This window comes from Rhodoferax koreense (genome assembly GCF_001955695.1).
Classification (GTDB): domain Bacteria; phylum Pseudomonadota; class Gammaproteobacteria; order Burkholderiales; family Burkholderiaceae_C; genus Rhodoferax_B; species Rhodoferax_B koreensis.
In genome coordinates, this window is record NZ_CP019236.1 from 2,201,070 (window position 1) to 2,225,158 (window position 24,089).

Below are 24,089 nucleotides of genomic sequence, written 5' to 3' on the forward strand. Positions count from 1 at the left end.
ATTGCATGCTGATTGGATATGCACGGGTGTCCACAAAGGAACAAGAGACCGACCTGCAGCTTGATGCGCTACGCAGGGCAGGGGTGACAGAGATCTATGAGGAGAAGGCAAGCTCGGTTGGTGCACGACCGCAGCTAAGGCGTTGCCTTGCGGCCCTGAAAAAGGGTGACGTTTTCGTGATCTACAAGCTCGACCGTGTTGCCCGGTCGCTGCCGGATCTGTTGTCTATCCTGGCCGATATCAAAACTGCCGGTGCGCTGGTCAAAAGCCTCACGGAACCGCTCGACACTACAACCGCCATGGGTTCGTTCGTCATTCAGATCCTCGGCGCTGTGGCCGAGTTGGAACGCGGCATCATCCGTGAACGCTCGATCGCTGGTCAGCAAGCCGCACGTGATCGTGGAAAGCTCCCCGGCCGATCCCGTGCGCTCGTTCCAGATGCTGAAGCCGAAGTCGTCAAGCTATATGCCAGTGGCGAATACACATTGAATACGTTGGCGAAGCTTTTTGGGGTATCTGATTCTGTCGTGAAGCGGGCAATCTATCGGGCGAAGAAGCCGGGCCATTCGAGTCTTCGGTGACTTACGCGGTGCTAAAGTCCTTGCCTCAATGAAAGGAGTCAGAGTGGATCAACTTAATTTTCGTGACATCCGCGAAGTGCATCACACGACGCAAACGGCTGAGTTGAATGGGTATCTAAGTTTGGGGTGGGTACTTCTGAACACGGTTGCGGAGAGAGAGGGAGAGTCCGGTTGGTTCACGTATAGCGTGGGGTGGCCGTTTGAATTGCCATCCAAGCTCCCAAAACCACGCGCGTACGTTTAACCAAGGCAAAAAAAAGACCCTGAAAGTGGGTCGATTTTTTGTTCGAAATGCTCCGTTTCCGCCAAGTTGTCCCCTGCGAGCCCTGTGCTCCCAGGGGATTTTTGGTTTCTGGGGCGTGGCGGATGGGATGCGCGTTTCGGCGTTGATGTCCAAAAATTCATCGAACTTTGCATGCAGAAAACCGTCATCAAAAAGATACGAAATTTTGTAAATTTCATCAGCTATTGATTCTTTTGATTACAGTGTCTCCAAGGACAATGGGTTCCGATGGATGGGGTTGATCGATGTCGCACATGCGGCTGCGGGGTGACCACCGACGGAGGCAACAATGAACGGCTTGAAGATTTCCACGCGCCTGATCATCATCATCGGCCTGCTCTCGGTGCTGTTGATCGGTGTGGGACTGCTGGGCCTGTTCGGTATTGCCGATAGCAACGCCTCGTTGAAAACGGTGTACGAGGACCGCACGGTCCCGATGCAACAACTCAATGACGTCCGCAGGCTCTTGCTGCAGGACCGTCTGTCGATTGCGAGCGCGGTTGTCACTGGGACACCCGAGACAGGCCGAGCCGCGGCGGATGAGCTTGCCAGCAATGGCAAGCTCATCGACAGCACGTGGGCTGCCTACATGGCGACGTATCTCACGCCGGAGGAGTCGGAGCTGGCCAAGCGGATCGAGGCAGGCCGAGCGTTGATCGAAAAGGAGGCCATCGGACCGATGACCGATGCGCTGCGGGCCAACGACATGGCACTTGGCAGACGTTTGGCGATGGGCACGGTCGAGCGTGTGTTCGGCGCCGTTCAGGCACCGCTGGCCGACATCATCAAGCTCCAGGTCGACGTGGCCAAGACCGAGTACGAGGCGGCTGTCCAACGCTACGATCGATTGCGCTTGTTCTCGATTGTGTCGATCGTCGTGGGCGTGGGGAGCGCGGCCGCACTCGGCTGGCTGCTGGTGAACAACATCTCCCGCAGCATGGAAGAAGCGGTGACGGCTGCCAACCACATTGCCGAAGGCGATCTGCGCCAGAACATCGAGGCTGGCGGCGCCACGGAAATCGGGCAACTCAAGACCGCGCTCGTGGGCATGCAGCAAGCCTTGCGAGCGGTGGTAAGCCAGGTGCGCCAGGGCTCCGACAGCGTGGCCACCGCGAGTGCGCAGATCGCCCAGGGCAACCACGACCTGTCTTCGCGGACCGAAAGCCAAGCCAGCGCATTGCAACAGACGGCGGCCTCCATGGAGGAACTCAGTTCCACCGTACGCCAGAACGCGGACAACGCCCGCAGCGCAAACCAGTTGGCCGCCAACGCCTCCACGGTGGCGTTGCAAGGCGGGGAAGTGGTGAACGAGGTCGTGCAGACCATGCGGGAGATCAACGACAGTTCACGCAAGATCGCGGACATCATCGGCGTGATCGATGGCATCGCCTTTCAGACCAACATCCTGGCTCTGAACGCTGCGGTGGAGGCAGCGCGCGCCGGGGAGCAGGGGCGCGGCTTCGCGGTGGTCGCCAGCGAAGTGCGCGGCCTCGCCCAGCGTAGCGCCGAGGCGGCCAAGGAGATCAAGATCCTGATTTCGGACAGCGTGGGCCGGGTGGAAAAGGGCTCGCTCCTCGTGGACCGTGCGGGCGCGACGATGACGGAGGTGGTCGCCAGCATCAGGCGGGTCACCGACATCATGGGTGAAATCAGCGCTGCCAGCACAGAGCAAAGCCTGGGTGTGGCCCAGGTCGGCGAAGCAGTCACCCAGATGGACCAGGCCACCCAGCAGAACGCCGCACTGGTGGAGGAGATGGCCGCTGCCGCCAGCAGCCTCAGATCGCAGGCGGAGGAACTGGTGAATGCCGTGGGTGTCTTCAAGCTCAGGGCCGTGGAGGGCTGAACCCGCCCGAAGCGCGGTTGATCCCGCTTGCTGTAAGCCTTTTTCGCCTGGCAGTTAGGGCAGTGGTCGTGGCGTGGCGTGGCGACCAAGCCCGAGCACCTGATGACCGGGGCCAGCGGCAGTTTCCGGTTAAGTTCGGGTTAAGCCCATCCCCCGACACTCGCCGCCATGCTCCGCTCACCCACCTCACGCCTTTCGCCGATTGCCTGCCTGACCGTCCTTGCCGGCCTGGCGGTGCTGGCCTGGGATTTTTCAGGGCTCGACCTGCCGCTGGCGCGCTGGTCCGGCGGGCCGGGTGGTTTTCCGCTGCAGGACGAATGGTTCCTCACGAGGGTGTTGCATGACGGGGTGCGGCACCTGGCCTGGGTCTTGGCGCTGCTGCTCTGCCTGGGCGTCTGGTTTCCGGCGGGCTGGCTCGGGCGGTTGGGTTTTCGGCGGCGGTTGCAGTTGGCCGTCACCACGCTGGTGGCGGTTTCGCTGGTGACCCTGGCGCGCGTCACGAGCCATGCCAGCTGTCCCTGGAGCCTGGCTGAGTTCGGTGGCGTGGCGCATTACGTGTCGCACTGGTCGGGCTGGTTCGTCACCGATGGCGGCAGCGGCGCCTGTTTCCCGGCGGGGCATGCGGCCGCGGGTTTCGCTTTTGTGGGCGGGTATTTCGCGTTCCGGCACGAGGCACCGGGGCTGGCGCGGCGCTGGCTGGCGACGTCGTTGCTGGTCGGCCTGGTGCTGGGGGTGTCACAGCAGATGCGCGGCGCACATTTCATGAGCCACACGCTGTGGACCGGCTGGCTGTGCTGGTGCGCGGCCTGGGCGGTGGATGCGCTGATGCCGCGGCTCAAGCTCGGGCAGTTGCCAGGCGATCTGGGCGAGGTGGCATGACGGTCGAGGCCGGGGAGGGTCTCGCCCTGGCGCCGCCCTTGCTGCAGGTCGATGCGCTTCACTCCCCGCATGGGGGGCCCTACAGCTTCACGCTGCGGGCTGGCGAATGCATCGCCGTCGTGGGCCGCTCGGGCAGCGGCAAGAGCGTGCTGCTGCGCCTGGTCGCCGATCTCGATCCGCACCAGGGCGAAGTCTGGCTCGAAGGCCGGGCGCGCTCGGGCTGGCCTGCACCCGCGTGGCGGCGACAGGTGGTCTACCAGGCCGCCGAGCCCGCCTGGTGGGCGCCGACCGCCGAAGAACATATGAGCGGCCAGACGGCCGGTGCGCTCGCGCCCTGGCTGGAACAGCTCGGCCTGGGCCCCCAGGCGCTGCTCGCCGAGGTGGCACGCCTGTCCACCGGCGAGCGCCAGCGCATGGCCCTGTTGCGCTCGCTGGCACGCCAGCCACGGGTGCTGCTGCTGGACGAGCCCACGGCGTCGCTCGACGCGGCGTCGGTGCTGGCCGTCGAGCAACTGCTGCAGGCCCGCATGCGCGAGACCGGGCTGGCCGTGGTCTTCGTCACGCATTCGCGGGAGCAGGCCGAGCGCATCGGTCACCGCCTCGTCGAGGTGCGCGACCACAGGCTGCATCCCGTTGGATGAAACCCCACTGAGATGAACGTCGTCCACCTCGGCTTCACCGACCTGGCCATCGCCGCGGGCCTGGTGCTGGCCAGCGCCGCGGCTTCGCTGGCGCTGCAACTGCGGCTGCACCGGCCGCTGTTGTGGGCCGCGGCGCGCATGACGGTGCAGTTGCTGATGGTCGGCCTGGTGCTGCGGCTGGTGTTTCGCGCCGGCTCGGCGCCGGCCACGCTGCTGATCGTGCTGTTGATGATCGGTGCCGCTGCGCGCGAGGTGGCGGTGCGCCCGGCCGAACGCCTGCGCGGCTGGGCCAACTTCCGCATCGGCGCGCTGGTGGTGGGGGCGTCGAGCATCGCCACGGTCTGCCTGGCCTTGTTCACTGCCATCCAGCCTTCGCCCTGGTACGACCCGCGTTATGCGATCCCGCTGATGGGCATCGTGCTCGGCACGGTGCTGAATTCGGCGAGCCTGGCGCTGGATTCGTTCTACGGTGGCCTGGCCGCGGGCCGCGCCGCCATCGAGGCCCGGCTCGCGCTGGGCGCCACCACGCGCGAAGCCTTCGCGCCGTTCGTGCGCGACGCGATCCGCCGCGGCCTGATCCCGCTGATCAACCAGATGTCGGCTGCCGGCATCATCACCCTGCCGGGCATCATGACCGGGCAGTTGCTCGCCGGCATGGACCCACTCGAATCGGTCAAGTACCAGATCATGCTGCTCTTTCTGCTGACCGGCGCGGGGGCCATGGCCGGTGCCGGAGCGGTCTACCTCGCGGCGGCGGCCGTCACCGACGAGCGCCAGCGGCTGCGGCTGGACCGCCTGCGGGGCCGCTGAAGACGCCGAGACGCTGCTGTTAAGACTGACTTAAGCGGCCCCGCGCAAGCTCTCGAGCCGATGACAGGTCCGACAGCGATGTACATGGCGAACGAATTCAATACCCAGGTCTTCCACGGCATTGCGGCCATCTTCGGCGCGGCGCCGTGGCTGCTGCCGCTGGCGCGCGGCGTGGCCGTGGGCACCGCATGGCTGGTGGCGGCCCTGGTGGCCTGGAGCCTCTGGCGATGGCCCGCCCAGCGGCGCTACCTGTTGGTGACCATGCTCGCCTGCGGTATCACGACCCTGCTGGCCCACTACATTGCGGCGAAATTGGCCGTGCCCCGGCCATTCGTGTCCGGCTTCGGCCCGTCCTACATCAGCCACAGCCCGACCGGCTCCCTGCCCAGTTCGCATGCGGCCGTGCTGATGCTGATCGCGCTGATGTATCTGCGGCGCCGGCCGCTGCGGCGCCTTGGTGCGGTGCTGCTGCTGCTGGCCTGCGCCACCGGCCTCGCGCGGGTGTTCGTGGGGGTTCATTTCCCGCTCGACATCGCTGCGGGATTCGGCCTGGGGGCGGCCGTGGCCGGGCTGCTCCACCTTGCCGAGACGGCATTCACGAACGGGAAGCGCATCCCGCCCGAGGGCACTGTGCCGTTGCGGGCGTCCGCTGAATCATGAAACGCGAAACCGTCTTCGTGGAGCCCGGGGCGTACGCGCCACCCGACATGCCGCGCGCTGCGCTGCCTTCCCTTTCCTGCGTCATCCCATGCCACAACGAGGCGCGCAATCTGGCGCGCCTGCTGCCGATGCTGGCTGCGGTGCTCGACAGTTGCAGCCGTGCCTGGGAGGTGATCCTGGTGGACGACGGCAGCACCGACGGCACCTTGGCCGAGGCCCTGCAATGGGCCGAGCTGCCGGGTTTCCGCTGTCTGCAGCTGTCGCGCAATTTCGGCAAGGAGGCCGCCCTGACCGCGGGACTGCAGGAGGCCACCGGCGAGGTCGTGGTGATGATGGACGCCGACCTGCAGCACCCGCCGGCCCTGATTCACGAATTCGTCCGCCACTGGCGGTACGGCGCGGATGTCGCCTTCGCGCAGCGCCGCCACCGCGAGGACGAAGGTTTCCTCAAGCGGCTCGGCGCGCGTGGCTTCTATGCCTTGGTCAACGCGGCCGATGGCGTGGAAGTGCCAGCCGGCGCCGGCGACTTCCGGCTCATGGACCGCGTGGTGGTCGATGCGCTGCTGGCCCTGCCCGAGCGCAACCGCTTCATGAAGGGCCTGTACGCCTGGGTCGGCTTTCGCACGGTGGCTGTGCCCTACCAGCCGGAGCCGCGGGCCCACGGCAACAGCAGCTTCAACCTGCTGCGCCTGATCAAGCTCTCGCTCGACGGCCTGACGGCCTTCACGAACTGGCCCCTGCGCGCGGTGAGCGTGATGGGCATGGTGATGGCCTTGCTGGCCTTCGTGTACGGCGGCTTCCTCACCGTCAGCTACCTGCTGTACGGCCATGAGGTGAGCGGCTGGACGACCATTGTCGTCAGCCTGATGCTGTTCGTGGGCATCCAGCTGGTGTCGCTCGGCGTGGTGGGCGAATACGTGGGCCGCATCTTCGAGGAGGTCAAGGCCAGACCCCTGTTCGTGGTGCGCAGCCGGGTGGGCCGCGGCATGAAGGTCGCACGCAAGTGAGGCCCGCGGCGCGGCCCGCGCGGGGGGAGCGGTGGCAGGTCTCCCTGGCCATCCTGCTGGTGCTCGCGGCCACGGCCTGGGCCCGGCCGCTGATGCTGCCCGACGAAGGGCGCTACGCCGGCGTCGCCTGGGAGATGCTGCGCTCGGGCGACTGGTGGACGCCGACGCTGGACGGTCTGCCGTTCTTCCACAAGCCGCCCTTGTTCTACTGGATCACCGCCGCGGCGATGTCCATGTTCGGCATGCACGAGTGGACCGCTCGCGCGGCCTCGATGCTCGGGGCCTGGACCGGCGCCACGGCGGTGTACCTTTTCGCCTGGCGCTGGGGCAGCCCCCGCCTGGCCCGGCTCGCCGTGGTGGCGCTGCTGGCGCAGCCGCTGTTCTTCCTCGGCGGGCAGTTCGCCAACCTGGACATGCTGGTGGCCGGCTGCATCAGCGCGACCGTGCTGCTGGCCGCCCACGGGGCGCTGCAGCAGCAGGCCGGGCGGCCACACCGTCACGCGCTGGCCGGGGCATATGTGTTCGCCGCGCTCGGCGTGCTGGCCAAGGGGCTGATCGGCATCGTGCTGCCGGGGCTGGTCATCGTCGTCTGGCTGCTGGCCCTGCGGCGCTGGCGCACGCTGCTGGCGTTGTGGTGGTGGCCCGGCCTGCTGCTGATGCTGGCCATTGCCGCGCCCTGGTTCCTGGTGATGCAGGCGCGGTTTCCCGACTTCCTGAACTATTTCTTCGTGGTGCAGCACTTCCAGCGTTTCAGCGGCAGCGGCTTCAACAATGTGCAGGCCTGGTGGTTCTATCCGGCCGTGCTGCTGCTGTGCCACGGCCTGTGGCTGCCTTGGCTGCTGCGCATCTTCGCGCCGACGCAACTGACGGCGGCGCGCCGGGACCCGGTGCGCCTGCTGATGTGGGTCTGGTTCGCCGTGGTGCTGGTGTTCTTCTCGCTGCCGAAGTCCAAGCTCGTCGGCTACGTGCTGCCGGCCGTGCCGCCGCTGGTGTATCTGCTGGCCGACAGCTTCGCGGTGCAGACGGCCGCAGTGGAAGGGGTGGACGGCGCGCATGGGCCACGGCGCTGGTGGTCCGGTGCCGTGGCCCTGTCGGCCATCGGCGCGCTGGCGGTGGTGGCCTGGCTGGCGCTGCATCCGGTGAAGTCCACGCGGCAGCTGGCGCTGGTGCTCAAGGACCGTCACCAGCCGACCGAGCCGCTTTTCATGCTCGGCAACTACGACTACGACGTGCCTTTCTACGCCGGGTTGCGCGAACCGGTGGCCATCGTCGATGCCTGGGATGACCCGGCACTCGCACAGTCCGACAACTGGCGCAAGGAAATCGCCGATGCGGCAGGCTTTGCGCCGGCCCGCGCATCGGCCAGCCTGCTGTTGCCGGCGCAATTGCCCGCCGCGCTGTGCGATGCGCCACTGAGCTGGGTCATCGGCCCCGCGGACCAGGCCGATGCGTGGCCCGCGCTGGCCGGCGCCGAGCAGGTCTACCGCGGCGAAGGCCGGGTGCTTTGGCGCGTGGACCGGCGCCATGCCGGCCAGGCCGGCGGGCCGGGCTGTGCGGGAAGGCCAGATGCCGGTTGAGACCCAGGACCGCCCACGGCGCATCTGCTTCGCGGCGGACGATTTCGGCCTGGATGACGGCATCGGCTCGGCGGTGCTGGAACTGGTGCAGCGCGGCCGCATCCAAGCCGTGGGCTGCATGGTGGGCGCGCCGAAATGGGCGCCCTGGCAGTACGAAGCGCGGCGGCTGCCACCGGCCGAAGTGGACGTCGGCCTGCATCTGGACCTCACCCAGCATCCCTTGCTGGCCAGGATGCGCCAGTCGCTCCCGCGCTGGATCCTCGCGAGCCATGCGGGCCTGCTGCAGCGCCGCATGCTGCGGGAGGAAATCCGCGCGCAGCTCGACGCCTTCGAGGCGGCCCTGGGCCGGCCGCCGGCCTACATCGATGGCCACCAGCACGTCCACCAACTGCCCGGCGTGCGCAGCGAACTGTTGGCCGAGATCCAAGACCGCTATGGCAACAGTCCGCCGTGGTTGCGCGCCACCCGGCCGCCGGCCGGCCTCGTGCCGGCTGCAAATGGCGGCTGGGCGGGCTGGGCGAAGGCGCGGGTGATCGCGGCGCTCGGCGCTTGCGGCCTGGCCGCGGCGGCGCGCCGGCAGGGCATTGCGCAGAACCGGTGCCTGCTCGGCGCCTACGGCTTCGATGCGGACCGGGAGGGCTACCTGGCGCTGCTGTCCGCGGGCTTGTCGCAGGCGCCGGACGCGGCGCTGGTGATGTGCCATCCGAGCCAGTTCGTCGGCGGCAGCGGCGCCGACGACCTCGACGAGATCGAGGCCGCCCGGCTGGTGGAGTTCGACGTGCTGCGCGGGGCCGCGCTGGGCCGCGTGCTGGCCGACGGGGGCTTCGTGCTGCAGCCCATGAGCCGAATCCTCAGGCCGCGGCCGGAGGGGATTGCGCGAAGCTGATCCGGTAGCAGCTCGTGAAGCCGAGCGGTGCGGACACCTTGGCGAAGCGCGCGTTGTGGATGGCCGCGATCTTGGCCACCACGCGGTGACCCGATCCGAGCCCGAGCGAGCGCGATGTGTCCGCTTCTTCGCCCGGTGCGCAGGCAGCGCGTGGGGCCGTGCGGTCCGCCGAGGGCGCAGAGTCGCAAACCTGGAGCCAGCCCGCCCCGGCATCGAGTTGCACTTCCACGCGCGTGCCGGGCGGCGTGTGGCTCAACGCGTTCTCCACCAGGTTGCGCACCACCAGGCTCAGCAACAGCCCGTGGCCCTTCAGCAGGAAAGGCCCATCGCTGACCAGCGACATCTCGTGTTCGGTGTCGAGGGCGATCTGCCCGAACTCGGCGACTTCGGCGCGGGTGATCGCGTCCAGGTCCACCTGTTCCTGCGTTTCCAGCAGTTCGGTGCGGCTGGCCCGCGCCAGTGCCAGCAGGTTGGACAACACACTGCCCGCGCGCAGTGCGTCCTGCTCGAGCTGCAGCAGCAGGGTCTCGCGCTCGTCGTCCGAGCGCGCCCGGCGCAGCGCGCGCGCCTGCAGGGCCAGCGAGGCCAGCGGCGTGCGCAACTCATGGGCGAGTTCGCTGGAGAGTTCGCGTTCCTTGTCCACCGCCGACTGGTAACGCCCGGCCAGGGTGTTGATCGATCTGGCCACCGCCTGCAGCTCCTGGTGCACGTAGTGGCCCTGCAGCGGCGAAGGCAGTTGGATGTTCAGCGTGTCGACCTCGCGCGCGAGCGCATGCAGGGGGCGCAGCCCGCGGTAGATCGCCAGGCCGAGCGCGAGCGCGACCACGGGCAGCAGCCAGAAGCCGGGCCCGGCGATCTGTTCCGCGATGTCTGCCGCCAGTTCGTCGCGCTCCACCACATTCACCAGCACGGTGACGCGGCGCGTGCGTCGCTCGTTGTTGTCCCAGCGCGAAAACGCACGCCAGGCCACCGGCGGCGAGCCCAGCGAAAGGGTCTCGAAGCCCTCGGTCCGGCTGAAGGGCACGTCGGGTGCCTCGCCGCCGCGGCTGATCACCTTGCCCTGGCCGTCCCAGATCACGATGCTCATCGAGCGCTGGTAGTCGTGGCTCCTGAGGTTGGACAGGGCCGCATAGCGGCTGCTGTCGTCCTGCGGCGCGAAGGCGCCCGGCTCCTCGGCCAGCTCGAGCAAGGCCACGCTGGCCAGGTGGCCGTCGGTGAGTTCGTCGGCCTCGTGGACGCCGGTCCTGTAGCCGAGCGCCAGCAGGCCGCCCCAGACGATCAGCAAGGCCCCGAGCGCCCAGGCGAGCAGGCTGGTGGTCAGGTATTTCTGGCGGGTCACGCGGGATCCTCGGGCACGAAGTAACCCACGCCGCGCATGGTGCGGATCACCTTCTCCCCGAGCTTCCTGCGCAGGTGGTGGATGTGCACCTCCACGGCGTTGCTGTCCAGCGCGTCGCCCCAGTTGTAGAGCCGCGTCTCGATCTGCGCGCGCGACAGCACCCGTGGCCGCACCTCCGCCAGCGCCAGCAGCACACCGAATTCGCGGCTCGACAGGGCCACGATCTCTCCGTTGTGGCGCACGGTACGGGCGGCGGGGTCGATCTCCAGCGCGGCCATCTTCAGCGTGGGCTGGGCACGGCCCACCGAGCGCCGGCGCAGGGCGCGCATGCGGGCGGCGAGTTCGTCCGGATCGAAGGGCTTGATCACGTAGTCGTCGGCGCCCATGTCCAGGCATTCGATGCGCGCGGCGACCTGGTCGCGCGCGGTCATGATCAGCACCGGCGTGTCGGCGTCGGGCAGCCGTCCCTGGGGCGCCTTGCGCAGGCGCCGCAGCACCTCGCCGCCATCGCCGTCACGCAGGCCGAGGTCGAGCAATACCAGATCGAACGGCTCGGCGCACAGGGCCGCCCAGGCCGGGGCCACGCCGTCGGCCATGTCGGCCGCCCAGCCCAGCTGTTTCAGGTGGGCCTCGAGGCCGCGGGCGATGCCCTCATCGTCTTCGACAACCAATATGCGCATGCCCGCATTGTGCGTCGATCCGCATGGATTTCCGCGGGGCGCGCGTGCTCAATGGGAATGCCCGCCTTGCGCGCCATGGCGATGCCGGTGGTGGATGTCGGGAAAATGCGCATGCCGGTGCACCAGCACCTCGTGCACATGCGCGTGGGTGTGGGGCTCTTCGCCGTTCCAGGCGAAGGCGTGCGTGTGCCGATGGTGCGCGTCGTGGCGATGCCGGTGGCTGTGGGCCAGCGGCTCGTGCACGTGGGCGTGCTCGTGCCTTTCGCGCACGTGCAGCCAGACGCCCCCGGCCATCAGCGCCGCGGCCGCCCAGAACAGCGCCCCGGGCGCGGCTGGCCACAACGCGAACGACACCGCCACGCCGAACAGCGGCGCGACGGAGAAGTAGGCCCCGCTGCGCGCCGTGCCCAGCGTGCGCAGCGCCAGCACGAACAGCGTGAGGCTCAGCCCGTAGCCAAAGAAACCCAGCACCAGGCTGGCGGCGAGCGGCCCCGCGGCGGGGAGCACCGCGCCGCCGGCCAGCGCCAGCGCGGTGTTGGTGGCGCCGGCCAAGAGGCCCTTAAGGCCGGCCACCAGCATCGCGTCGTTGGTCGACACCTTGCGCGTGAGGTTGTTGTCCACGGCCCAGCACAGGCAGGCGCCGACCACCAGCAGGGCACCGGTGGACAGGGTGGCACCGCCGGGCTCCCAGGCCAGGAGCACGCCGCCGAGCACGATCGCGGCCATGCCCAGCACGACCCGGCGGTCGGCGTTCTCCCGGAACACCAGCCAGGCGATGAGCGCCGTCAGCACGGCTTCGACATTGAGCAGCAGCGAGGCGGTGGCGCCGCCGGTCTGCGTCAGGCCGAGCATCAGCAGGGCCGGCCCGCAGACACCGCCGAACAGGATCGCGCCGAGCAGCCAGGGCCATTCGGCACGCGGGATGTGCAGCCGCGCCGTGTCCTGGCCTGGTGGCCGTGTCCTGGTGGCCGCGGCCACCAGGACACGGCGCAGACCGAGCAGCAGGCCCAGTCCCAGGCCGCTGCCGAGGTAGAGCAGGCCGGCCAGCAGCAAGGGCGGCATATCGCCGACCAGCGCTTTGGCCAGCGGCGTGCTGGCGCCGAAGAGCAGGGCGGCGGCCAGCGCAGGAAGTGCTGGCAGAGTGGAGCGTAAGGTCATGGTTTCGGGCGAACACGGTTGGGCAGCGGCGTCCTACGATACACCCCTCAAACCAAGCCTCGGAGACGAACATATGACGCAGGAATTCGCCGGAAAAATCGTGGTGGTCAGCGGGGGCAGCCGCGGCATCGGTCGCGGCATCGCCGCCGCTTTCGCCGCCCAGGGCGCGCAGACCGTGCTGGCGGCTTCCTCGCAGGACACCCTGAACGCGACGGCCGATGCCATCACCCAAAGCGGCGCGATCCGCCCCGACGTGTGCGCGGCCGACCTGCGCACCGAGGACGGCTGCAAGGCCGTGTTCGCGCTGGTGAGCCAGCGCCACGGCCGCTGCGACATCCTCGTCAACTCGGCCGGCGCCACGCGTGCCGGCGCCTTCCTCGACCTCACGGCCGACGCCTGGCAGGACGGCTTCGCGCTCAAGTTCTTCGGCTGCGTGCACCTGTGCCGGCTGTTCTGGCCGATGCTGGCGGCATCGCACGGCCATGTGGTCAACATCATCGGCGGCGCGGCGCGCACACCCGACCCGGGTTTCCTGATCGGCGGCTCGGTGAACGCGGCCATGCACAACTTCACGAAGGGCCTGTCCGGCCTGGGCAAACGCGATGGCGTCAACGTCAACGCCATCCTGCCCGGCCTGACGGAGACCGCGCGCGTCGGCCAGCTTTTCGCGCAGCGCGCCGCGGCCAGCGGCAAGACGGTGGACGAGGAGCGTGCGGCCCAGGTTGCGAAGGAGGGGCTGGCGCGGCTGGGCACGCCCGAGGACGTGGCGGCGCTAGCGCTGTTCCTGTGTGGCGAGGCGGCGCGCCACATCCAGGGCACGGCCATCGCCGTGGACGGCGGCGGCACGCCGGGCGTGTACTGAGAAGGCGTTAGGGGAACCTGCTGGGGCCACCGATCGGGGACAAGCCTTTTTCCTACGCTGGCCGTTCCGCCACGCCGACTTGGGGCCCGCCACGCGCTGATTAAGTTCTGCACTGGGCCCGGCGCTGTTGCCTGCCCGCTTTGATCGACCTCCGAGGAGATTCGTCATGCGTGACATCAACGCCCGCCCCGAGCCCGCGCGACTCGCGGTGTTCGACCACTGTGTCAACGCCGGCTTCTACCTGCTGGTGGTGGCCGCGGCCATCACGTTCTGCGCGACCTTGTGGTTGCCGAGGGTGCCGGCGGAGGACGCGCTGCAAAGCTCGTGGATCTGCATCTTCGGCGCTGCAGTGTGCCTGCTGTTGCGGCTGGCCGTGATGGTGTGGGAAGACTTCGGCGACGCGCGGGCCGACAAGCCCTCCTGAAACACTGCCATCGGGCAACACAAGATCCATCGTCATGAAAAAGACCAGCGAAACGAAAACCAGCGAAAAGAAGACCGGCAAGAACCGGAAGGAGGCCAAGTCCGCGGTCGTGGAGAAGCAGCTGCGCCTCCAGCGCGAGCAGGACCAGCGCGACCGGCAGGAGAAGAAGGCCGAGCCGGCGCCCACGCAAAAGGGCGCTGCCGGCGGGCTCCCGCACACCGGCCCCGGAAAGATGCCGCCCGCGCCGCCGTTGCCGGCGCAACACCTGCCCAAGCCGGGCCTGGAAGCGGACATGGTGCACAAGCCGCAATTCACGGCGCCGCACTACAAGGGCAGCGGCAAGCTCGAAGGTTTCTCGACCCTGGTGACCGGCGGCGACTCGGGCATCGGCCGGGCGGTGGCCGTGCTGTTCGCGCGCGAAGGTGCGGACGTGGCCATCGTCTACCTCGCAGATGAAGAGGCGGACGCGCAGCAGACCCGCACCCACGTCGAGGCGGAGGGCCGGCGTTGCCTGCTGATCCCCGGCGACGTGAAGGATGCGGATTTCTGCCGCCGCGCGGTGAAGAAGACGGTGAAGGCCTTCGGTGGGCTGAACGTGCTCGTCAACAACGCGGGCTTCCAGGAGCACGCCAAGTCGATCGAAGACCTGAGCGAGGAACGCTTCGATGAAACCCTCAAGACCAATGTCTACGGCTACTTTCACATGGCCAAGGCCGCGGTGCCGCATCTGCCCAGCGGGGGCAGCATCATCAACACCGGTTCGGTGACGGGGCTGCGCGGCAGCAAGGAGCTGCTCGATTATTCGACCACCAAGGGCGCGATCCACGCGTTCACCAAGGCACTGGCCAGCCAGCTGCTGGAACGCGGCATTCGCGTCAACGCGGTGGCGCCGGGGCCGGTATGGACGCCGTTCAATCCGGCGGACAAGTCCCCCGAGGACATCGTCGAATTCGGAAGCAAGACCGACTTCGGCCGCGCGGCCCAGCCGGAGGAGCTGTCGCCAGCCTACGTGTTCCTGGCCGCGCCTTGCTGCGCGAGCTACATCACCGGCATCGTCCTGCCGGTGACCGGAACGGCCGGCGACGGCGCCTGACGGAGGCCGGTCAGAGCTTCGGAATGTGCAGCGTCTTGCTGATCATCAGCGTGCCGGACAGCGCGAACAGCAGCGACATGGGGTGCAGTTCCCAGCCGAGCATCCAGCCGCCGCCGTACAGCGCCTCGCCAACGCGCCCCTGCCAGGCGCAAAAGGCCAGGATCGCGGCCAGCAGCACGCTGGTCGGAATCGGCGTGCCTTCGAAATAGGCCACCTTGTCGTCGTCGCCGGACAGGCTTTCCGCCGTCACGTTGTAGCGCGCCAGCCGGCTCACGCCGCAGCAGACGAAGTACAGCAGGATGGCCACGTCCCAGCCGCCCTGCAGCCCGGCTGCGAAGCCCAGTGCCGCAGGGCCGACGCCGAACGAGATCACGTCGGCCAGTGAATCGAGTTCACGCCCGAGCGAGGAATTCTGCTGGCGCCAGCGCGCGATGCGGCCGTCGAACACGTCGAAGACCAGCGCTGCCACCATCAGCGCGGCCGACGCGTGGAACAGGGCGACACGGCCCTGGGCCATGTACAGCATGGCGCAGAACACCGCGGCCGCGCCGCAGGCGGCATTGCCGAGGGTGAAGAAGTCGGCGAGGTGAAAGCCGCGGATCATCGTGAAATGGCGGCGCTCGGTGCGGCGTTCTGGGTGGTGTGGGGTCATGGTGTTCATTTTGGGTGATGGCCGCGGGCCATGGCAGGAACTTGAACTGCAGCATGCACGTTCCCCGCTTTTCAGGCTGTCGGCCGGAGGGGAGCGCGCCTGTAGGCGGTGGCCTGCCAGCATGCCGTGGAAGCCGGGGCCACCCGACCAGGATGGGGAACTACCTAAGTACAAGCATGTATGCGATCTGCATTCGGTCTCCACAATCTGCACACAATGCAATGCAAAAATGCAGAACTTGATGGGCAGATTGGGCTGGTGAATGAAACGTTCGAATACGACAAAGTGGCGTGTCACAGCCATTCTCATCGCGTGCATCGCCGCCTACACGCTGCATGACGGCGAGGAAGATCTCGCCAAGGCCAACACCAATCCCGCGAAATGCACAGCGGCGAGCCAGCCCAGGCCATCGCCAAAGTCACCGCATGCTTCCGAGCCGGACCAGGAGCAGGGATGTGTGCCGATCCGCAATTCGAGGCGGCACGCGCAGGTCTGATCTGGCGCCACGCCGCCAGTCAGCGGGCGGCGCGATCCGCAGCCCCTGTCGGCGAGGGCATTCCGCATGCCACATGACTGGCGCGGCGGCGGGCTGTTTGGCCTTCACCCAGCCCGGGACGCGCCGATCCCATCGGCACTGAGCATGAGCACGCGGTCGGCGCGCGCGGCGGCGGCTTCCGAATGCGTGACCAGCACCAGCGCTGCGCCGTGGCGGCGCGTCTGGGCGAGCAGGGCGTCCATCACCTTGGCTGCGGTGCCGGGGTCGAGGTTGCCGGTGGGTTCGTCGGCGAGCAGCAGGCGCGGCTGGTGCACCAGCGCGCGGGCGATGGCCACGCGTTGCAGCTGGCCACCACTGAGCTGCTGCGGCAGCCGCGCGCCCAGGCCTTCGAGGCCGACGTCGGCGAGCAGGGCCTGCACCCGCGCAGCGTCGGGGCGGCCGAGCAGCATCAGCGGCAGGGCCACGTTCTGCGCCACGTCCAGGTGCGGCAACACGTGGAAGGCCTGAAACACGAAGCCGACCTTCTCGCGGCGCAGGCGGGCGCGCTGGTCGTCGTTCAATTCGCCGAGGTCCACGCCGTCGATGCGCACCTGGCCCGCGTCCCAGGTGTCGAGGCCGGCCATGCAGTTGAGCAGGGTGGATTTGCCCACGCCCGATTCGCCGACGATGGCCACGAACTCGCCCGCCTCGACGCACAGGCTCACGTTGGCGAAAACCGGCGTCGCGCCATAGTGTTTGGCAAGGCCTGTCAGGGCCAGCGTGGGCGGCATCAGGTCGACTCCAGCGCGGCATCCACCAGCCCGAGCACCTGGGACAGGGCGTCGGGCGCATCGGCGGCCACGAGGTGGCGCCGGGGCATGGAACGCAGCCAGGTGAGCTGGCGCTTGGCCAGCTGGCGCGTGGCGAAGATGCCCTGGTCGCGGAACACGGCCTTCTGCGCAGCCGTGGGGACATCGGCTTCGTCGAGCAGGGTCCAGGCCTGGCGGTAACCGACGCAGCGCATGCTGGGCAGCTCGGGGTTCAGGTCGCCCCGTGCGCGCAGGTGGCGCACCTCGTTGATCAGGCCATCGGCCAGCATGGCGTCAAAGCGCTGGGCGATGCGGGCGTGCAGCCAGGCGCGCTCGTCCGGTTCCAGCGAGATCAGCGTGACGTTGCGTGTGCGCTCGGCCTCGGCTGCGGTATCGCGTGCGGTGTGAAAGTCTGACAACGGCTGGCCCGACACCCGGTAGACCTCCAATGCGCGCTGGATGCGCTGGGCATCGGCCGGCTCGAGCCGTGCGGCGGTGACCGGGTCGACCATGGCCAGCTGCGCGTGCATGGCCGGCCAGCCGAGCTGTGCCGCTTCGGCCTCCAGCGCGGCGCGCGTGGCCGCATCGGCCTTGGGCATGGCATCCAGGCCTTCGAACAGCGCCTTGAAGTACAGCATGGTGCCGCCGACCAGCAGCGGCAGGTGGCCGCGCGCGGTGATTTCGGCCATCAGCCGCTCGGCGTCGTGCACGAAATCAGCGGCGCTGTAGGCTTGCAGAGGGTCGCGGATGTCGATCAGGTGGTGCGGCACGCTGGCGAGTTCGGCGCGCGTGGGCTTGGCGGTGCCGATGTCCATGCCTCGGTAGACCAGGGCGGAGTCGACGCTGATGATCTCCACCGGCCGGCGCGGCGCAAGGTGGTGCGCGATGGCGAAGGCCGCGGCGGTCTTGCCCGAGGCCGTGGGGCCGGCCAGGGCGATGGACCGTGGCAGGACGGGTGTCAAGAGGGGTGACAAGGTCGGGCCGGTCATCGCTGCGCGTGGCCCGGCTCGCCGAACTTCTGCACCAGCGTCCAGGCCACGGCCGCGATCAGCACCGAGAAGAACCAGATGCCGTTGGTCAGCGGAAACACCGTGCCGTCGAAGCGTGTGCCCAGCCAGCCGCCGACGCCGAACGCGGCCAGCATCATCGAGAACCCGTTCAGTGCGGAGGCCGCGCCCGCCGCCTGCGGAAACGGGCCGACCGCGCCGCTTTGGCTGCACGGCTGGTGCACGCCGTGGGCCAGCATCACCAGCCAGAACGGCACGAGGATGGTCGCCACGCTGTGCCAGCCCGCGAGCGCGAAGCCGCCGATCAAGCTGCCGCCGGTGAGCGATATCGCCCCGGCAATGGCCACGCTGCGGCGCACGCCGAATCGCGGCAGCAGGCGCCGGCAGAGAAAGGTGCCGGCCAGGTAGGCGAAGGCCGAGGAGAACATCGCGAAACCGTAGGCCGTCTTGCCCATGCCCAGCACCTTGATGAAGATGAAGGACGAGGCGGCCAGGAAGGTGAATAGCACCGAATACGAAGCCGTGGCCAGCAGCGTGTAGGCCAGGAAGGTCGGATGGCGCACGATGCCGGCCCAGGTGCGCACGAGCGTGCCGGGCCGCAGGGCGTCGGGATTCCGGCGCTGCACGGTTTCCTGGAAACGCAGCGCCACCACGGTCAGCGCCGTGGCACCGAACAGCGCCAGCAGCAGCAGGGCCGCGCGCCAGCCCAGCAGGTCGGAGACCAGGCCACCCAGCGGCGGGCTGATGCAGGCCATCAGGCCCAGGCCGCTCAAGCCCTTGGACATCACGCGTGCGCCCGTTTCCGGCGCATACAGGTCGCGCACCACGGCGCGTGCGCCCATCACCGCCGCGCCCATGGCCGCGCCCTGCACGGTGCGCCAGGCGATCAGCAGTTCCATGGAGGCGGCCAGCGCACTGCCCGCGGCCGCCAGCGTGTAGGCCGCCAGGCCCAGCAGCAGGATCGGCCGGCGGCCGAAGCGGTCGGACAGCGGCCCCCAGAGCAGTTGCGACACGCCGAAGGCCAGCAGCAGCGCACTCAGCGTGAGTTGCGCCTGGGCCATCGGCGCCTTGAAGCCGTCGGTGAGCGCGGGCAGGGCGGGGAGGTAGAGGTCGGTCGTGACGGGCTGGATGCCGAGCAGCAGCGACAGGATCAGCACGACCAGGCCGGGCTGCATCGCATGGGCCGGCGGCGCGGCCGTGACGGGAGAGGAAGACGCGGGCATGGATCGAGGCTAACAGAAAGCCCCGGGTGAGCCCCGGGTGAGCCTCGCATCCGTCCCAGCCCGCGGGGGCGCCGCGCGGCCTCAGTTCGGCGTGGACGGTGTCGAGGAAATGTTGCCGCCGATGTCCACGTGCGTCTGCATGGCCATGGTGCCCTGCTGCGTGTTCGGGCCCGGGCCGGCGGTGCCGAACAGGCCGGCCAGCGCCGCACGGTACTGGTCCTGGCCAAGGTTCATGGTGTTGAAGTGTGAGCCGCCCTCCACGAGAACGAAGGCCTTCGGCCCCTTGGCGGCTTCGAACAGCTTGCGGCCGAGGGCGGGCAGGATCATGTTGTCGTTCGAGCCGTGCACCACCAGCAGCGGTGCGCCGAGGTGGCCGACCTTTTGCTCCGAGGCGAAATGCTGGGTGATCAGCGGCGCCAGCGGCAGCCAGCCCCACTTCATGCTGCTGGCCACGTCGAGGATGGAGGTGAAGGTGCCTTCGACGATGGTGCCGGCCTCGTCGTCGACTTTGGAGGCCAGGTCGATGGCGATGGCGCCGCCGAGCGAATGGCCGAAGATGTAGCGTGGTTGGCCGGGGTTCTGCTGCGCCAGCCAGTTCCAGGCCACCTGGGCGTCTTCATAAGCCATCGCTTCCGACGGCAGGCCCGGCGTGCTCTTGCCGAAGCCGCGGTAGTCGATGGCCAGCACCGAGAAGCCGAGCTCCTGCATGCGTTTGATGCGTGGCGCCGAGCCGGCCACGTTCCAGCGCGCGCCGTGCAGGTACAGCAGCACGGGCGCCTTGGCGCTGCCGCTCCAGCCGGGCTGGGCCGGGTCGGCCGGCAGCCACAGGCCGTGCAGCTTGGCCGGGCTGCCGGTGGTGGTGGAGTCGAAGGAGATCCACACGTCCTGCATCTCGCGCGCCATGTCGGCGCTGGAGCCCCAGCTGGCGTCGCTGGGCTGGAAGATCCAGCTGCGTTGTTTTTCGTCGAGGGATGCGCAGCCCGCCAGGACGGCGAAGCCGAGGGCGATGGAGCCGAGGTAACCGAACAGAGACCAGCGTTTCATGGATGGAAGGACTGAGTAGGCTTGGGGCGGAAAAGTTCTCCGGGCGGGACGTCCCTCAACGGATGCAACATCCATGCCGTGGACGGGCCAACCGTCTCATTTACTCGGTGTTTACCCGCTAATTAGGCTCACCCCCAGATTGGCTCACTGCGTGTAGCCGCCCACCCCCTTGCAGGGGGGCAACACCTGCGGCCTGGCAGAGCCAGTTCCGCGGTGTTCTGGAAGGGGCAGAGGCGATGATCAACATGGTAGAACCTACCGGCCGCGCATGAAGAGGCTATCCAACTCCTTGAGGGTGATTTGGCGCCAGGTCGGCCGGCCGTGGTTGCATTGGTCGGAGCGGTCGGTGGTTTCCATCTGGCGCAGCAGGGCGTTCATCTCGTCGATGGTGAGTTTGCGGTTGGCGCGCACCGCGCCGTGGCAGGCCATGGTGGACAGCAGTTCGTGCTGCGCGCGCTGGACCACGGTGCTGGCGTCCACCTGGGCCAGCTCGGCGAGCACACTGCGCGCGAGTTCCACCGCGTCGCCCTGGGCCAGGGTGGTCGGCACCGCGCGCACGGCCAGCGTCTTGGGGGAGAACGCGGTGATCTCCAGGCCGAGGGTTGCCAGCGTGTCTGCGGCGGCCTCGGCCGTGGCCACCTCCTGCGGCGTGGCGGCGAAGGTCACGGGGATCAGCAGCGGCTGGCTGGCGATGCTGGCGCTGCTGGTGTTCTCGATCTGCAGCTTGAGCCGCTCGTAGACGATGCGCTCATGCGCGGCATGCATGTCCACGACGATCAGGCCCTGGGCGTTTTCGGCCAGGATGTAGACGCCCTGCAGCTGCGCCAGCGCACGGCCCAGCGGCCAGGCGGGGGCTTCCGTGGCGGTGGGTGTGGCGGCGGGGGTGGCGGCTTCGTCGTTCGCGGCGGTGGCCGGCGCCGATGCCGTGGCTGGCGCTGTGGCGAACACCGGCGGCGGCGCTTCAGTGGCCGACAGCGGCGGCGTCGGCGCATCGGACGGCGATGGCACGACCGCGCGCACCGGCCACAGCGCTTCGAAATCCGAAATCCGGTGCCCGACGTTGCCACTACCAAAATTCATAGCAGGCTGCGCCCATTGCGCCTGCGCGGGAGGGCGAATCGATGCAGATTCCGGCGAGGCGGGCGTGGCCAACGGCGCCGCCACCGAAACCGCTGCGGCCACTGCCGCGGCGCGCGGCGCGGCCAGCGCATCGTCCACCGCATGCCGCACGGCCTGGTGCACTTCGCGGCTGTCGCGGAAACGCACCTCGATCTTGGTCGGGTGCACGTTCACGTCGACGCGGTTTGGCTCGATGGCCACGTACAGCGCATACACCGGCTGGCGCTGGCCGTGCAGCACGTCCTCGTAGGCGCTGCGCGCCGCATGGGTGATGACCTTGTCGCGCACGAAGCGGCCGTTCACGTAGGCGAACTGCTGGTCGGGCCGCGCGCGCGAGGCGTCGGGAATGCCGGCCCGGCCCCAGACGCGCACCGGCGGCAGGCCGTCCTCTTCATGGGGGCGCTTGTGCGCCGAACTGCGGTAGTCCACCGCCACCGACTGCTCGACGAAATCGTCGCCCAGCACGTCGCGCAGGCGCTGGGTCAGCGCGTCCATGGCATCCGGGTGCGGGCAGGCGCGCCATTGTTCGACGAGCTTGCCCTCGTGCCAGATGGCGAAGCCCACATCGGGGCGGGCCAGCGCATGGCGGCGCACCGCTTCGATGCAATGCGCCAGTTCGGTGGCATCGGTCTTGAGGAACTTGCGCCGTGCCGGCGTGCTGAAGAACAGCTCCTTGACCTCCACCGTGGTGCCCGCGCTGCGCGCCACCGGCCGCAGTTCGCCGGAGCGGCCATCGAGCAAATAGGCGCTGGCGTGGCCCGTCGCCCGCGACAGGATGGCCATGTCGGCGATGGAATTGATGGCCGCCAGGGCCTCGCCGCGGAATCCCATCGTGCCCACGGATTCGAGGTCGTCCAGGTTGGCGATCTTGCTCGTGGCATGGCGCTTGAGCGCGACCGGCAGCTCGGCCATGGGAATGCCGCCGCCGTCGTCCTCCACCGAGATCAGCCGCACGCCGCCGGCCAGCAGGCGCAGCGTGATCTGCGTGGCGCCCGCGTCGAGCGCGTTGTCGACCAGTTCGCGCACCACCGAGGCCGGCCGTTCGACCACTTCGCCGGCCGCGATCTGGCTGATGAGTTCGTCGGGCAACTCGCGGATGACGCGGCGGGCCGAGGTGGCCGAGGGGGCGGCCTCGGGAATTGGAAGTGTGGAGGTGTCGTTCACCGGATGATTTTAGGGGGAGGCGAATGTCCCCAGGCCTTGTGGCTGCCCGGTAGCGCCAGCGGTGCTCAGGCCGCCTGCTGCACCCAGTCCGCGGCGCTGCGGGCCGAACGGAAATCCTCCAGCGAGCGCACCGGCACATCCGGATGTTGGTGTGCCCACATGGCGCCCAGGGCGCGGCCCGGCCCGATCTCGATGACGCGTTCGACGCGGCGTTCGGCCACGGTTTCCAGGCAGGCGTCCCAGGCCACGGTGTGGTCGATCTGCCGGCTCAGGGCTTCGCACAGGGGCTGGGGCCGGCGCAGCGCACTGCCGGTCGCATTGGCGGCGACGGCGCACTGCAAAGGCCGCCAGGCGACATCGGCCAAGGTTTGCGCGAAGGCCGTGGCGGCCGCGCGCATCCACGACGAATGCGAGGCCACGCGGATCGGCAGCGGCGTGCAATGCGCGCCCTCGTCGGCCAGGAGCCGCGCCACGGCCTGCAGCGTCGCTGCCTCGCCGGCCAGGATCACATGGCCGGGCGCGATCCGGATGGCCGTCTCCACGCGCCATTCGGCGAGGAGGCGGTCCCGCGCGGCCTGGTTCGGACCCGAGACGGAGAGCAGGCCGGTCGCCAGGCCCTGCACCGCCGCGTCCATCGCCTGGGCGCGTTGCGCGGCCAGGGCAAGCGCGGTGGCTGCATCGAAGGCCCCGGCGCAGGCCACCGCCGCGAGTTCGCCCACGCTGTAGCCCGCAACGATGTCCGGCGGCGCCGGCAGGTGCGCGCGCACCGCAGCCCAGGCGGCCAGCGATACGCCGGTGACCAGCACCTGCGCCACCCGGTTGCTGGCCAGGAAGTCCGGATCTTCCAGCCGCTGCCGCCAGTCCGCGCCGAGCATGGCGGCCATGGCCTGCAGCACGAGTGCGGACGGTGCTTCTTCCTCGAGCCAGGGCAACATGGCTGCGTGCTGGCTGCCCTGGCCGGGAAAGAGCACGGCGTAACTCATGCGCGGGCGGTGGTCGGCAACCGCTTCGAGCTGGCAGGCGCCGTCACCTGCGCCAGCCAGCAGGCCGCGCCGAGCAGGTCGGCCGCGCCGCCGGGCGAGAGCCGACGCGCCACGAAGGCGGCATGGATGGCGCGCGCCCGGTCGCGCCAGTCGGCGCCTGCCGCGCCGCCTTCGTCCAGGAAGCGCTGCGCCGCCTGCCGCGCGTCGTGCAGGCCCCGGATGCCGCCGCGGTGGACCAGGTTGGTGTCGTCGAGCACGGCCATGGTGGCGAACAGCGCCTGCACGCGGGCGCGCCGGTCGGGCCAGCCCGCGGCCGTGGCCCGCTGCAGCGCGGGCAGGCTGACCTCGAACAGCACCGGGAAGGCGTCGGCCGCCTCGTCACCGGCGCTGTGCAGGCCGTGTTCGCGTGCGGCGCGTTGGCCGTTGGAGCGCGGCGGCTGGTGGCTCGCGCGCTCGGCCCGCGCACGCAGCGCAGCGCCCCAGCGCGCGCGCAGGCTTTGGCGCAGCCCCTCCGCGTCGAGCGGCAGGCCCGCTGCCACGCGCCAGCCCGCGCTGGCGCACAGCAGGCCCAGGCAGAAGATCGCCCCGCGGTGTGTGTTGACGCCGCCGGTGGCGGCCAGCATGCGGGCCTCGGCCTGCTGGCCGAGTTGTTCCAGTTCGGCGAACGGCGCGCCTTCGGCGCCGGCACGCACCATGCGCGCGAAATAGTGGCGCAGCGCGAACAGGCTGCGCATGAAATGCCCCGCATGCATGTCGCTGTGGCTGCCGTTGTCGCGCAGCGACACCAGACCGGGCTTGGGTTCGAGCACCAGTTCGGCGTACAGCGCGCGCACGGCTTCGCGGGCGAGGCGGTGCACCGCGGTGTCGAGGTCGGCTGCCTGGTACATGGT

At 69.1% G+C, this 24,089-nt stretch carries 24 protein-coding genes; 13 read left to right on the forward strand and 11 right to left on the reverse strand.

What is annotated here, in order from left to right; translation table 11 throughout:
- The first annotated feature begins 5 nt into the window (after positions 1–5).
- The 9 genes from RD110_RS10315 (at position 6) to RD110_RS10355 (ending at position 9,167) form a co-directional block, all read left to right on the forward strand.
- Positions 6–581, forward strand: a complete 576-nt coding sequence (locus RD110_RS10315) for a recombinase family protein (RefSeq protein ID WP_076199141.1) — start codon at positions 6–8, stop codon at positions 579–581.
- A 572-nt stretch (positions 582–1,153) separates the two neighbouring features.
- Positions 1,154–2,707: a methyl-accepting chemotaxis protein gene (locus RD110_RS10320; protein ID WP_076199143.1), complete on the forward strand. Its 1,554-nt coding sequence runs from the start codon at positions 1,154–1,156 to the stop codon at positions 2,705–2,707.
- A 168-nt stretch (positions 2,708–2,875) separates the two neighbouring features.
- Positions 2,876–3,586, forward strand: a complete 711-nt coding sequence (locus RD110_RS10325) for a phosphatase PAP2 family protein (RefSeq protein ID WP_076199145.1) — start codon at positions 2,876–2,878, stop codon at positions 3,584–3,586.
- Positions 3,583–4,227 (forward strand): ABC transporter ATP-binding protein, encoded by a 645-nt coding sequence (locus RD110_RS10330; RefSeq protein WP_083686202.1) that lies wholly within the window; start codon positions 3,583–3,585, stop codon positions 4,225–4,227. The genes RD110_RS10325 and RD110_RS10330 overlap by 4 nt, the downstream gene beginning before the upstream one ends.
- A gap of 12 nt (positions 4,228–4,239) precedes the next feature.
- Positions 4,240–5,037, forward strand: a complete 798-nt coding sequence (locus RD110_RS10335) for an ABC transporter permease (protein WP_076199147.1) — start codon at positions 4,240–4,242, stop codon at positions 5,035–5,037.
- A gap of 84 nt (positions 5,038–5,121) precedes the next feature.
- The gene (locus RD110_RS10340) at positions 5,122–5,697 is read left to right on the forward strand and encodes a phosphatase PAP2 family protein (RefSeq protein ID WP_157900124.1); all 576 of its coding nucleotides are present in this window, start codon (positions 5,122–5,124) and stop codon (positions 5,695–5,697) included.
- Positions 5,694–6,704 carry a glycosyltransferase family 2 protein gene (locus tag RD110_RS10345; protein ID WP_204250049.1) on the forward strand — a complete coding sequence of 337 codons (1,011 nt, stop codon included), beginning with the start codon at positions 5,694–5,696 and terminating at the stop codon, positions 6,702–6,704. Before RD110_RS10340 ends, RD110_RS10345 begins: the two co-directional genes overlap by 4 nt.
- Positions 6,701–8,281, forward strand: a complete 1,581-nt coding sequence (locus RD110_RS10350) for an ArnT family glycosyltransferase (protein ID WP_076199151.1) — start codon at positions 6,701–6,703, stop codon at positions 8,279–8,281. Before RD110_RS10345 ends, RD110_RS10350 begins: the two co-directional genes overlap by 4 nt.
- Entirely contained in the window at positions 8,271–9,167 is an 897-nt protein-coding gene (locus tag RD110_RS10355; protein WP_076204778.1) for a ChbG/HpnK family deacetylase, read from the forward strand. The genes RD110_RS10350 and RD110_RS10355 overlap by 11 nt, the downstream gene beginning before the upstream one ends.
- Here RD110_RS10355 and RD110_RS10360 read toward each other — a convergent pair.
- From RD110_RS10360 to RD110_RS10370, 3 genes are read right to left on the reverse strand one after another with little or no spacing between them, the layout of a single operon-like run.
- Positions 9,133–10,506: a histidine kinase dimerization/phospho-acceptor domain-containing protein gene (locus tag RD110_RS10360; protein WP_076199153.1), complete on the reverse strand. Its 1,374-nt coding sequence runs from the start codon at positions 10,504–10,506 to the stop codon at positions 9,133–9,135. The genes RD110_RS10355 and RD110_RS10360 overlap by 35 nt on opposite strands.
- Positions 10,503–11,186, reverse strand: a complete 684-nt coding sequence (locus RD110_RS10365) for a response regulator transcription factor (protein WP_076199155.1) — start codon at positions 11,184–11,186, stop codon at positions 10,503–10,505. Before RD110_RS10365 ends, RD110_RS10360 begins: the two co-directional genes overlap by 4 nt.
- Positions 11,187–11,234: 48 nt before the next feature.
- Positions 11,235–12,344 (reverse strand): DMT family transporter, encoded by a 1,110-nt coding sequence (locus RD110_RS10370; RefSeq protein ID WP_076199157.1) that lies wholly within the window; start codon positions 12,342–12,344, stop codon positions 11,235–11,237.
- Positions 12,345–12,417: 73 nt separating this feature from the next.
- On the opposite strand from RD110_RS10370, the gene RD110_RS10375 reads away from it, so the two are divergent.
- From RD110_RS10375 to RD110_RS10385, 3 genes are all read left to right on the forward strand, one after another.
- The gene (locus RD110_RS10375) at positions 12,418–13,206 is read left to right on the forward strand and encodes an SDR family oxidoreductase (protein WP_076199159.1); all 789 of its coding nucleotides are present in this window, start codon (positions 12,418–12,420) and stop codon (positions 13,204–13,206) included.
- Positions 13,207–13,372: 166 nt separating this feature from the next.
- Positions 13,373–13,630, forward strand: a complete 258-nt coding sequence (locus RD110_RS10380) for a hypothetical protein (protein ID WP_076199161.1) — start codon at positions 13,373–13,375, stop codon at positions 13,628–13,630.
- A gap of 34 nt (positions 13,631–13,664) precedes the next feature.
- Positions 13,665–14,723, forward strand: a complete 1,059-nt coding sequence (locus RD110_RS10385; protein ID WP_083686205.1) for an SDR family oxidoreductase — start codon at positions 13,665–13,667, stop codon at positions 14,721–14,723.
- Positions 14,724–14,733: 10 nt separating this feature from the next.
- Here the strand turns inward: RD110_RS10385 and RD110_RS10390 are convergent, their stop codons facing one another.
- A complete protein-coding gene (locus RD110_RS10390; RefSeq protein WP_076204783.1) occupies positions 14,734–15,375 on the reverse strand; it encodes a CDP-alcohol phosphatidyltransferase family protein in 642 nt (213 codons plus the stop codon).
- Between the two features lie 262 nt (positions 15,376–15,637).
- Here RD110_RS10390 and RD110_RS27865 point away from each other — a divergent pair, with 262 nt between their 5' ends.
- A complete protein-coding gene (locus RD110_RS27865) occupies positions 15,638–15,871 on the forward strand; it encodes a hypothetical protein (RefSeq protein ID WP_157900125.1) in 234 nt (77 codons plus the stop codon).
- 104 nt (positions 15,872–15,975) lie between these two features.
- Here the strand turns inward: RD110_RS27865 and RD110_RS10395 are convergent, their stop codons facing one another.
- The 7 genes from RD110_RS10395 to mdcB all read right to left on the reverse strand — a co-directional run bounded on the left by RD110_RS10395 (position 15,976) and on the right by mdcB (position 24,086).
- A complete protein-coding gene (locus RD110_RS10395; protein ID WP_076199163.1) occupies positions 15,976–16,641 on the reverse strand; it encodes an ABC transporter ATP-binding protein in 666 nt (221 codons plus the stop codon).
- Positions 16,641–17,648, reverse strand: coding sequence for a tRNA (adenosine(37)-N6)-dimethylallyltransferase MiaA (miaA, locus tag RD110_RS10400; RefSeq protein ID WP_076199165.1), 1,008 nt, complete (start codon positions 17,646–17,648; stop codon positions 16,641–16,643). The genes RD110_RS10395 and miaA overlap by 1 nt, the downstream gene beginning before the upstream one ends.
- Entirely contained in the window at positions 17,645–18,889 is a 1,245-nt protein-coding gene (locus RD110_RS10405) for a Bcr/CflA family efflux MFS transporter (protein ID WP_076199167.1), read from the reverse strand. Before RD110_RS10405 ends, miaA begins: the two co-directional genes overlap by 4 nt.
- An 81-nt stretch (positions 18,890–18,970) precedes the next feature.
- A complete protein-coding gene (locus tag RD110_RS10410) occupies positions 18,971–19,933 on the reverse strand; it encodes an alpha/beta hydrolase (protein ID WP_083686206.1) in 963 nt (320 codons plus the stop codon).
- Between the two features lie 255 nt (positions 19,934–20,188).
- Complete coding sequence (gene mutL / locus RD110_RS10415) at positions 20,189–22,216, reverse strand: DNA mismatch repair endonuclease MutL (protein ID WP_083686207.1); 2,028 nt, start codon at positions 22,214–22,216, stop codon at positions 20,189–20,191.
- Between the two features lie 65 nt (positions 22,217–22,281).
- The gene (locus RD110_RS10420) at positions 22,282–23,199 is read right to left on the reverse strand and encodes an ACP S-malonyltransferase (protein ID WP_076199169.1); all 918 of its coding nucleotides are present in this window, start codon (positions 23,197–23,199) and stop codon (positions 22,282–22,284) included.
- Positions 23,196–24,086: a triphosphoribosyl-dephospho-CoA synthase MdcB gene (gene mdcB, locus RD110_RS10425; protein ID WP_076199171.1), complete on the reverse strand. Its 891-nt coding sequence runs from the start codon at positions 24,084–24,086 to the stop codon at positions 23,196–23,198. The genes RD110_RS10420 and mdcB overlap by 4 nt, the downstream gene beginning before the upstream one ends.
- Between the last annotated feature and the right edge of the window lie 3 nt (positions 24,087–24,089).

Bases quoted from the DNA above. Each gene is read 5' to 3' on its own strand.
- RD110_RS10405 (WP_076199167.1), bottom strand. From the start codon at position 18,889: ATGCCCGCGTCTTCCTCTCCCGTCACGGCCGCGCCGCCGGCCCATGCG.
- RD110_RS10370 (WP_076199157.1), bottom strand. From the start codon at position 12,344: ATGACCTTACGCTCCACTCTGCCAGCACTTCCTGCGCTGGCCGCCGCC.
- RD110_RS10395 (WP_076199163.1), bottom strand. From the start codon at position 16,641: ATGCCGCCCACGCTGGCCCTGACAGGCCTTGCCAAACACTATGGCGCG.
- mdcB (WP_076199171.1), bottom strand. From the start codon at position 24,086: ATGTACCAGGCAGCCGACCTCGACACCGCGGTGCACCGCCTCGCCCGC.
- RD110_RS10335 (WP_076199147.1), top strand. From the start codon at position 4,240: ATGAACGTCGTCCACCTCGGCTTCACCGACCTGGCCATCGCCGCGGGC.
- RD110_RS10320 (WP_076199143.1), top strand. From the start codon at position 1,154: ATGAACGGCTTGAAGATTTCCACGCGCCTGATCATCATCATCGGCCTG.
- RD110_RS10375 (WP_076199159.1), top strand. From the start codon at position 12,418: ATGACGCAGGAATTCGCCGGAAAAATCGTGGTGGTCAGCGGGGGCAGC.
- RD110_RS10345 (WP_204250049.1), top strand. From the start codon at position 5,694: ATGAAACGCGAAACCGTCTTCGTGGAGCCCGGGGCGTACGCGCCACCC.
- RD110_RS10315 (WP_076199141.1), top strand. From the start codon at position 6: ATGCTGATTGGATATGCACGGGTGTCCACAAAGGAACAAGAGACCGAC.
- RD110_RS10340 (WP_157900124.1), top strand. From the start codon at position 5,122: ATGGCGAACGAATTCAATACCCAGGTCTTCCACGGCATTGCGGCCATC.
- RD110_RS10325 (WP_076199145.1), top strand. From the start codon at position 2,876: ATGCTCCGCTCACCCACCTCACGCCTTTCGCCGATTGCCTGCCTGACC.
- RD110_RS10330 (WP_083686202.1), top strand. From the start codon at position 3,583: ATGACGGTCGAGGCCGGGGAGGGTCTCGCCCTGGCGCCGCCCTTGCTG.
- RD110_RS10420 (WP_076199169.1), bottom strand. From the start codon at position 23,199: ATGAGTTACGCCGTGCTCTTTCCCGGCCAGGGCAGCCAGCACGCAGCC.
- RD110_RS10385 (WP_083686205.1), top strand. From the start codon at position 13,665: ATGAAAAAGACCAGCGAAACGAAAACCAGCGAAAAGAAGACCGGCAAG.
- RD110_RS10365 (WP_076199155.1), bottom strand. From the start codon at position 11,186: ATGCGCATATTGGTTGTCGAAGACGATGAGGGCATCGCCCGCGGCCTC.
- RD110_RS10380 (WP_076199161.1), top strand. From the start codon at position 13,373: ATGCGTGACATCAACGCCCGCCCCGAGCCCGCGCGACTCGCGGTGTTC.
- RD110_RS10410 (WP_083686206.1), bottom strand. From the start codon at position 19,933: ATGAAACGCTGGTCTCTGTTCGGTTACCTCGGCTCCATCGCCCTCGGC.
- RD110_RS27865 (WP_157900125.1), top strand. From the start codon at position 15,638: ATGAAACGTTCGAATACGACAAAGTGGCGTGTCACAGCCATTCTCATC.
- RD110_RS10390 (WP_076204783.1), bottom strand. From the start codon at position 15,375: ATGACCCCACACCACCCAGAACGCCGCACCGAGCGCCGCCATTTCACG.
- RD110_RS10355 (WP_076204778.1), top strand. From the start codon at position 8,271: ATGCCGGTTGAGACCCAGGACCGCCCACGGCGCATCTGCTTCGCGGCG.
- miaA (WP_076199165.1), bottom strand. From the start codon at position 17,648: ATGACCGGCCCGACCTTGTCACCCCTCTTGACACCCGTCCTGCCACGG.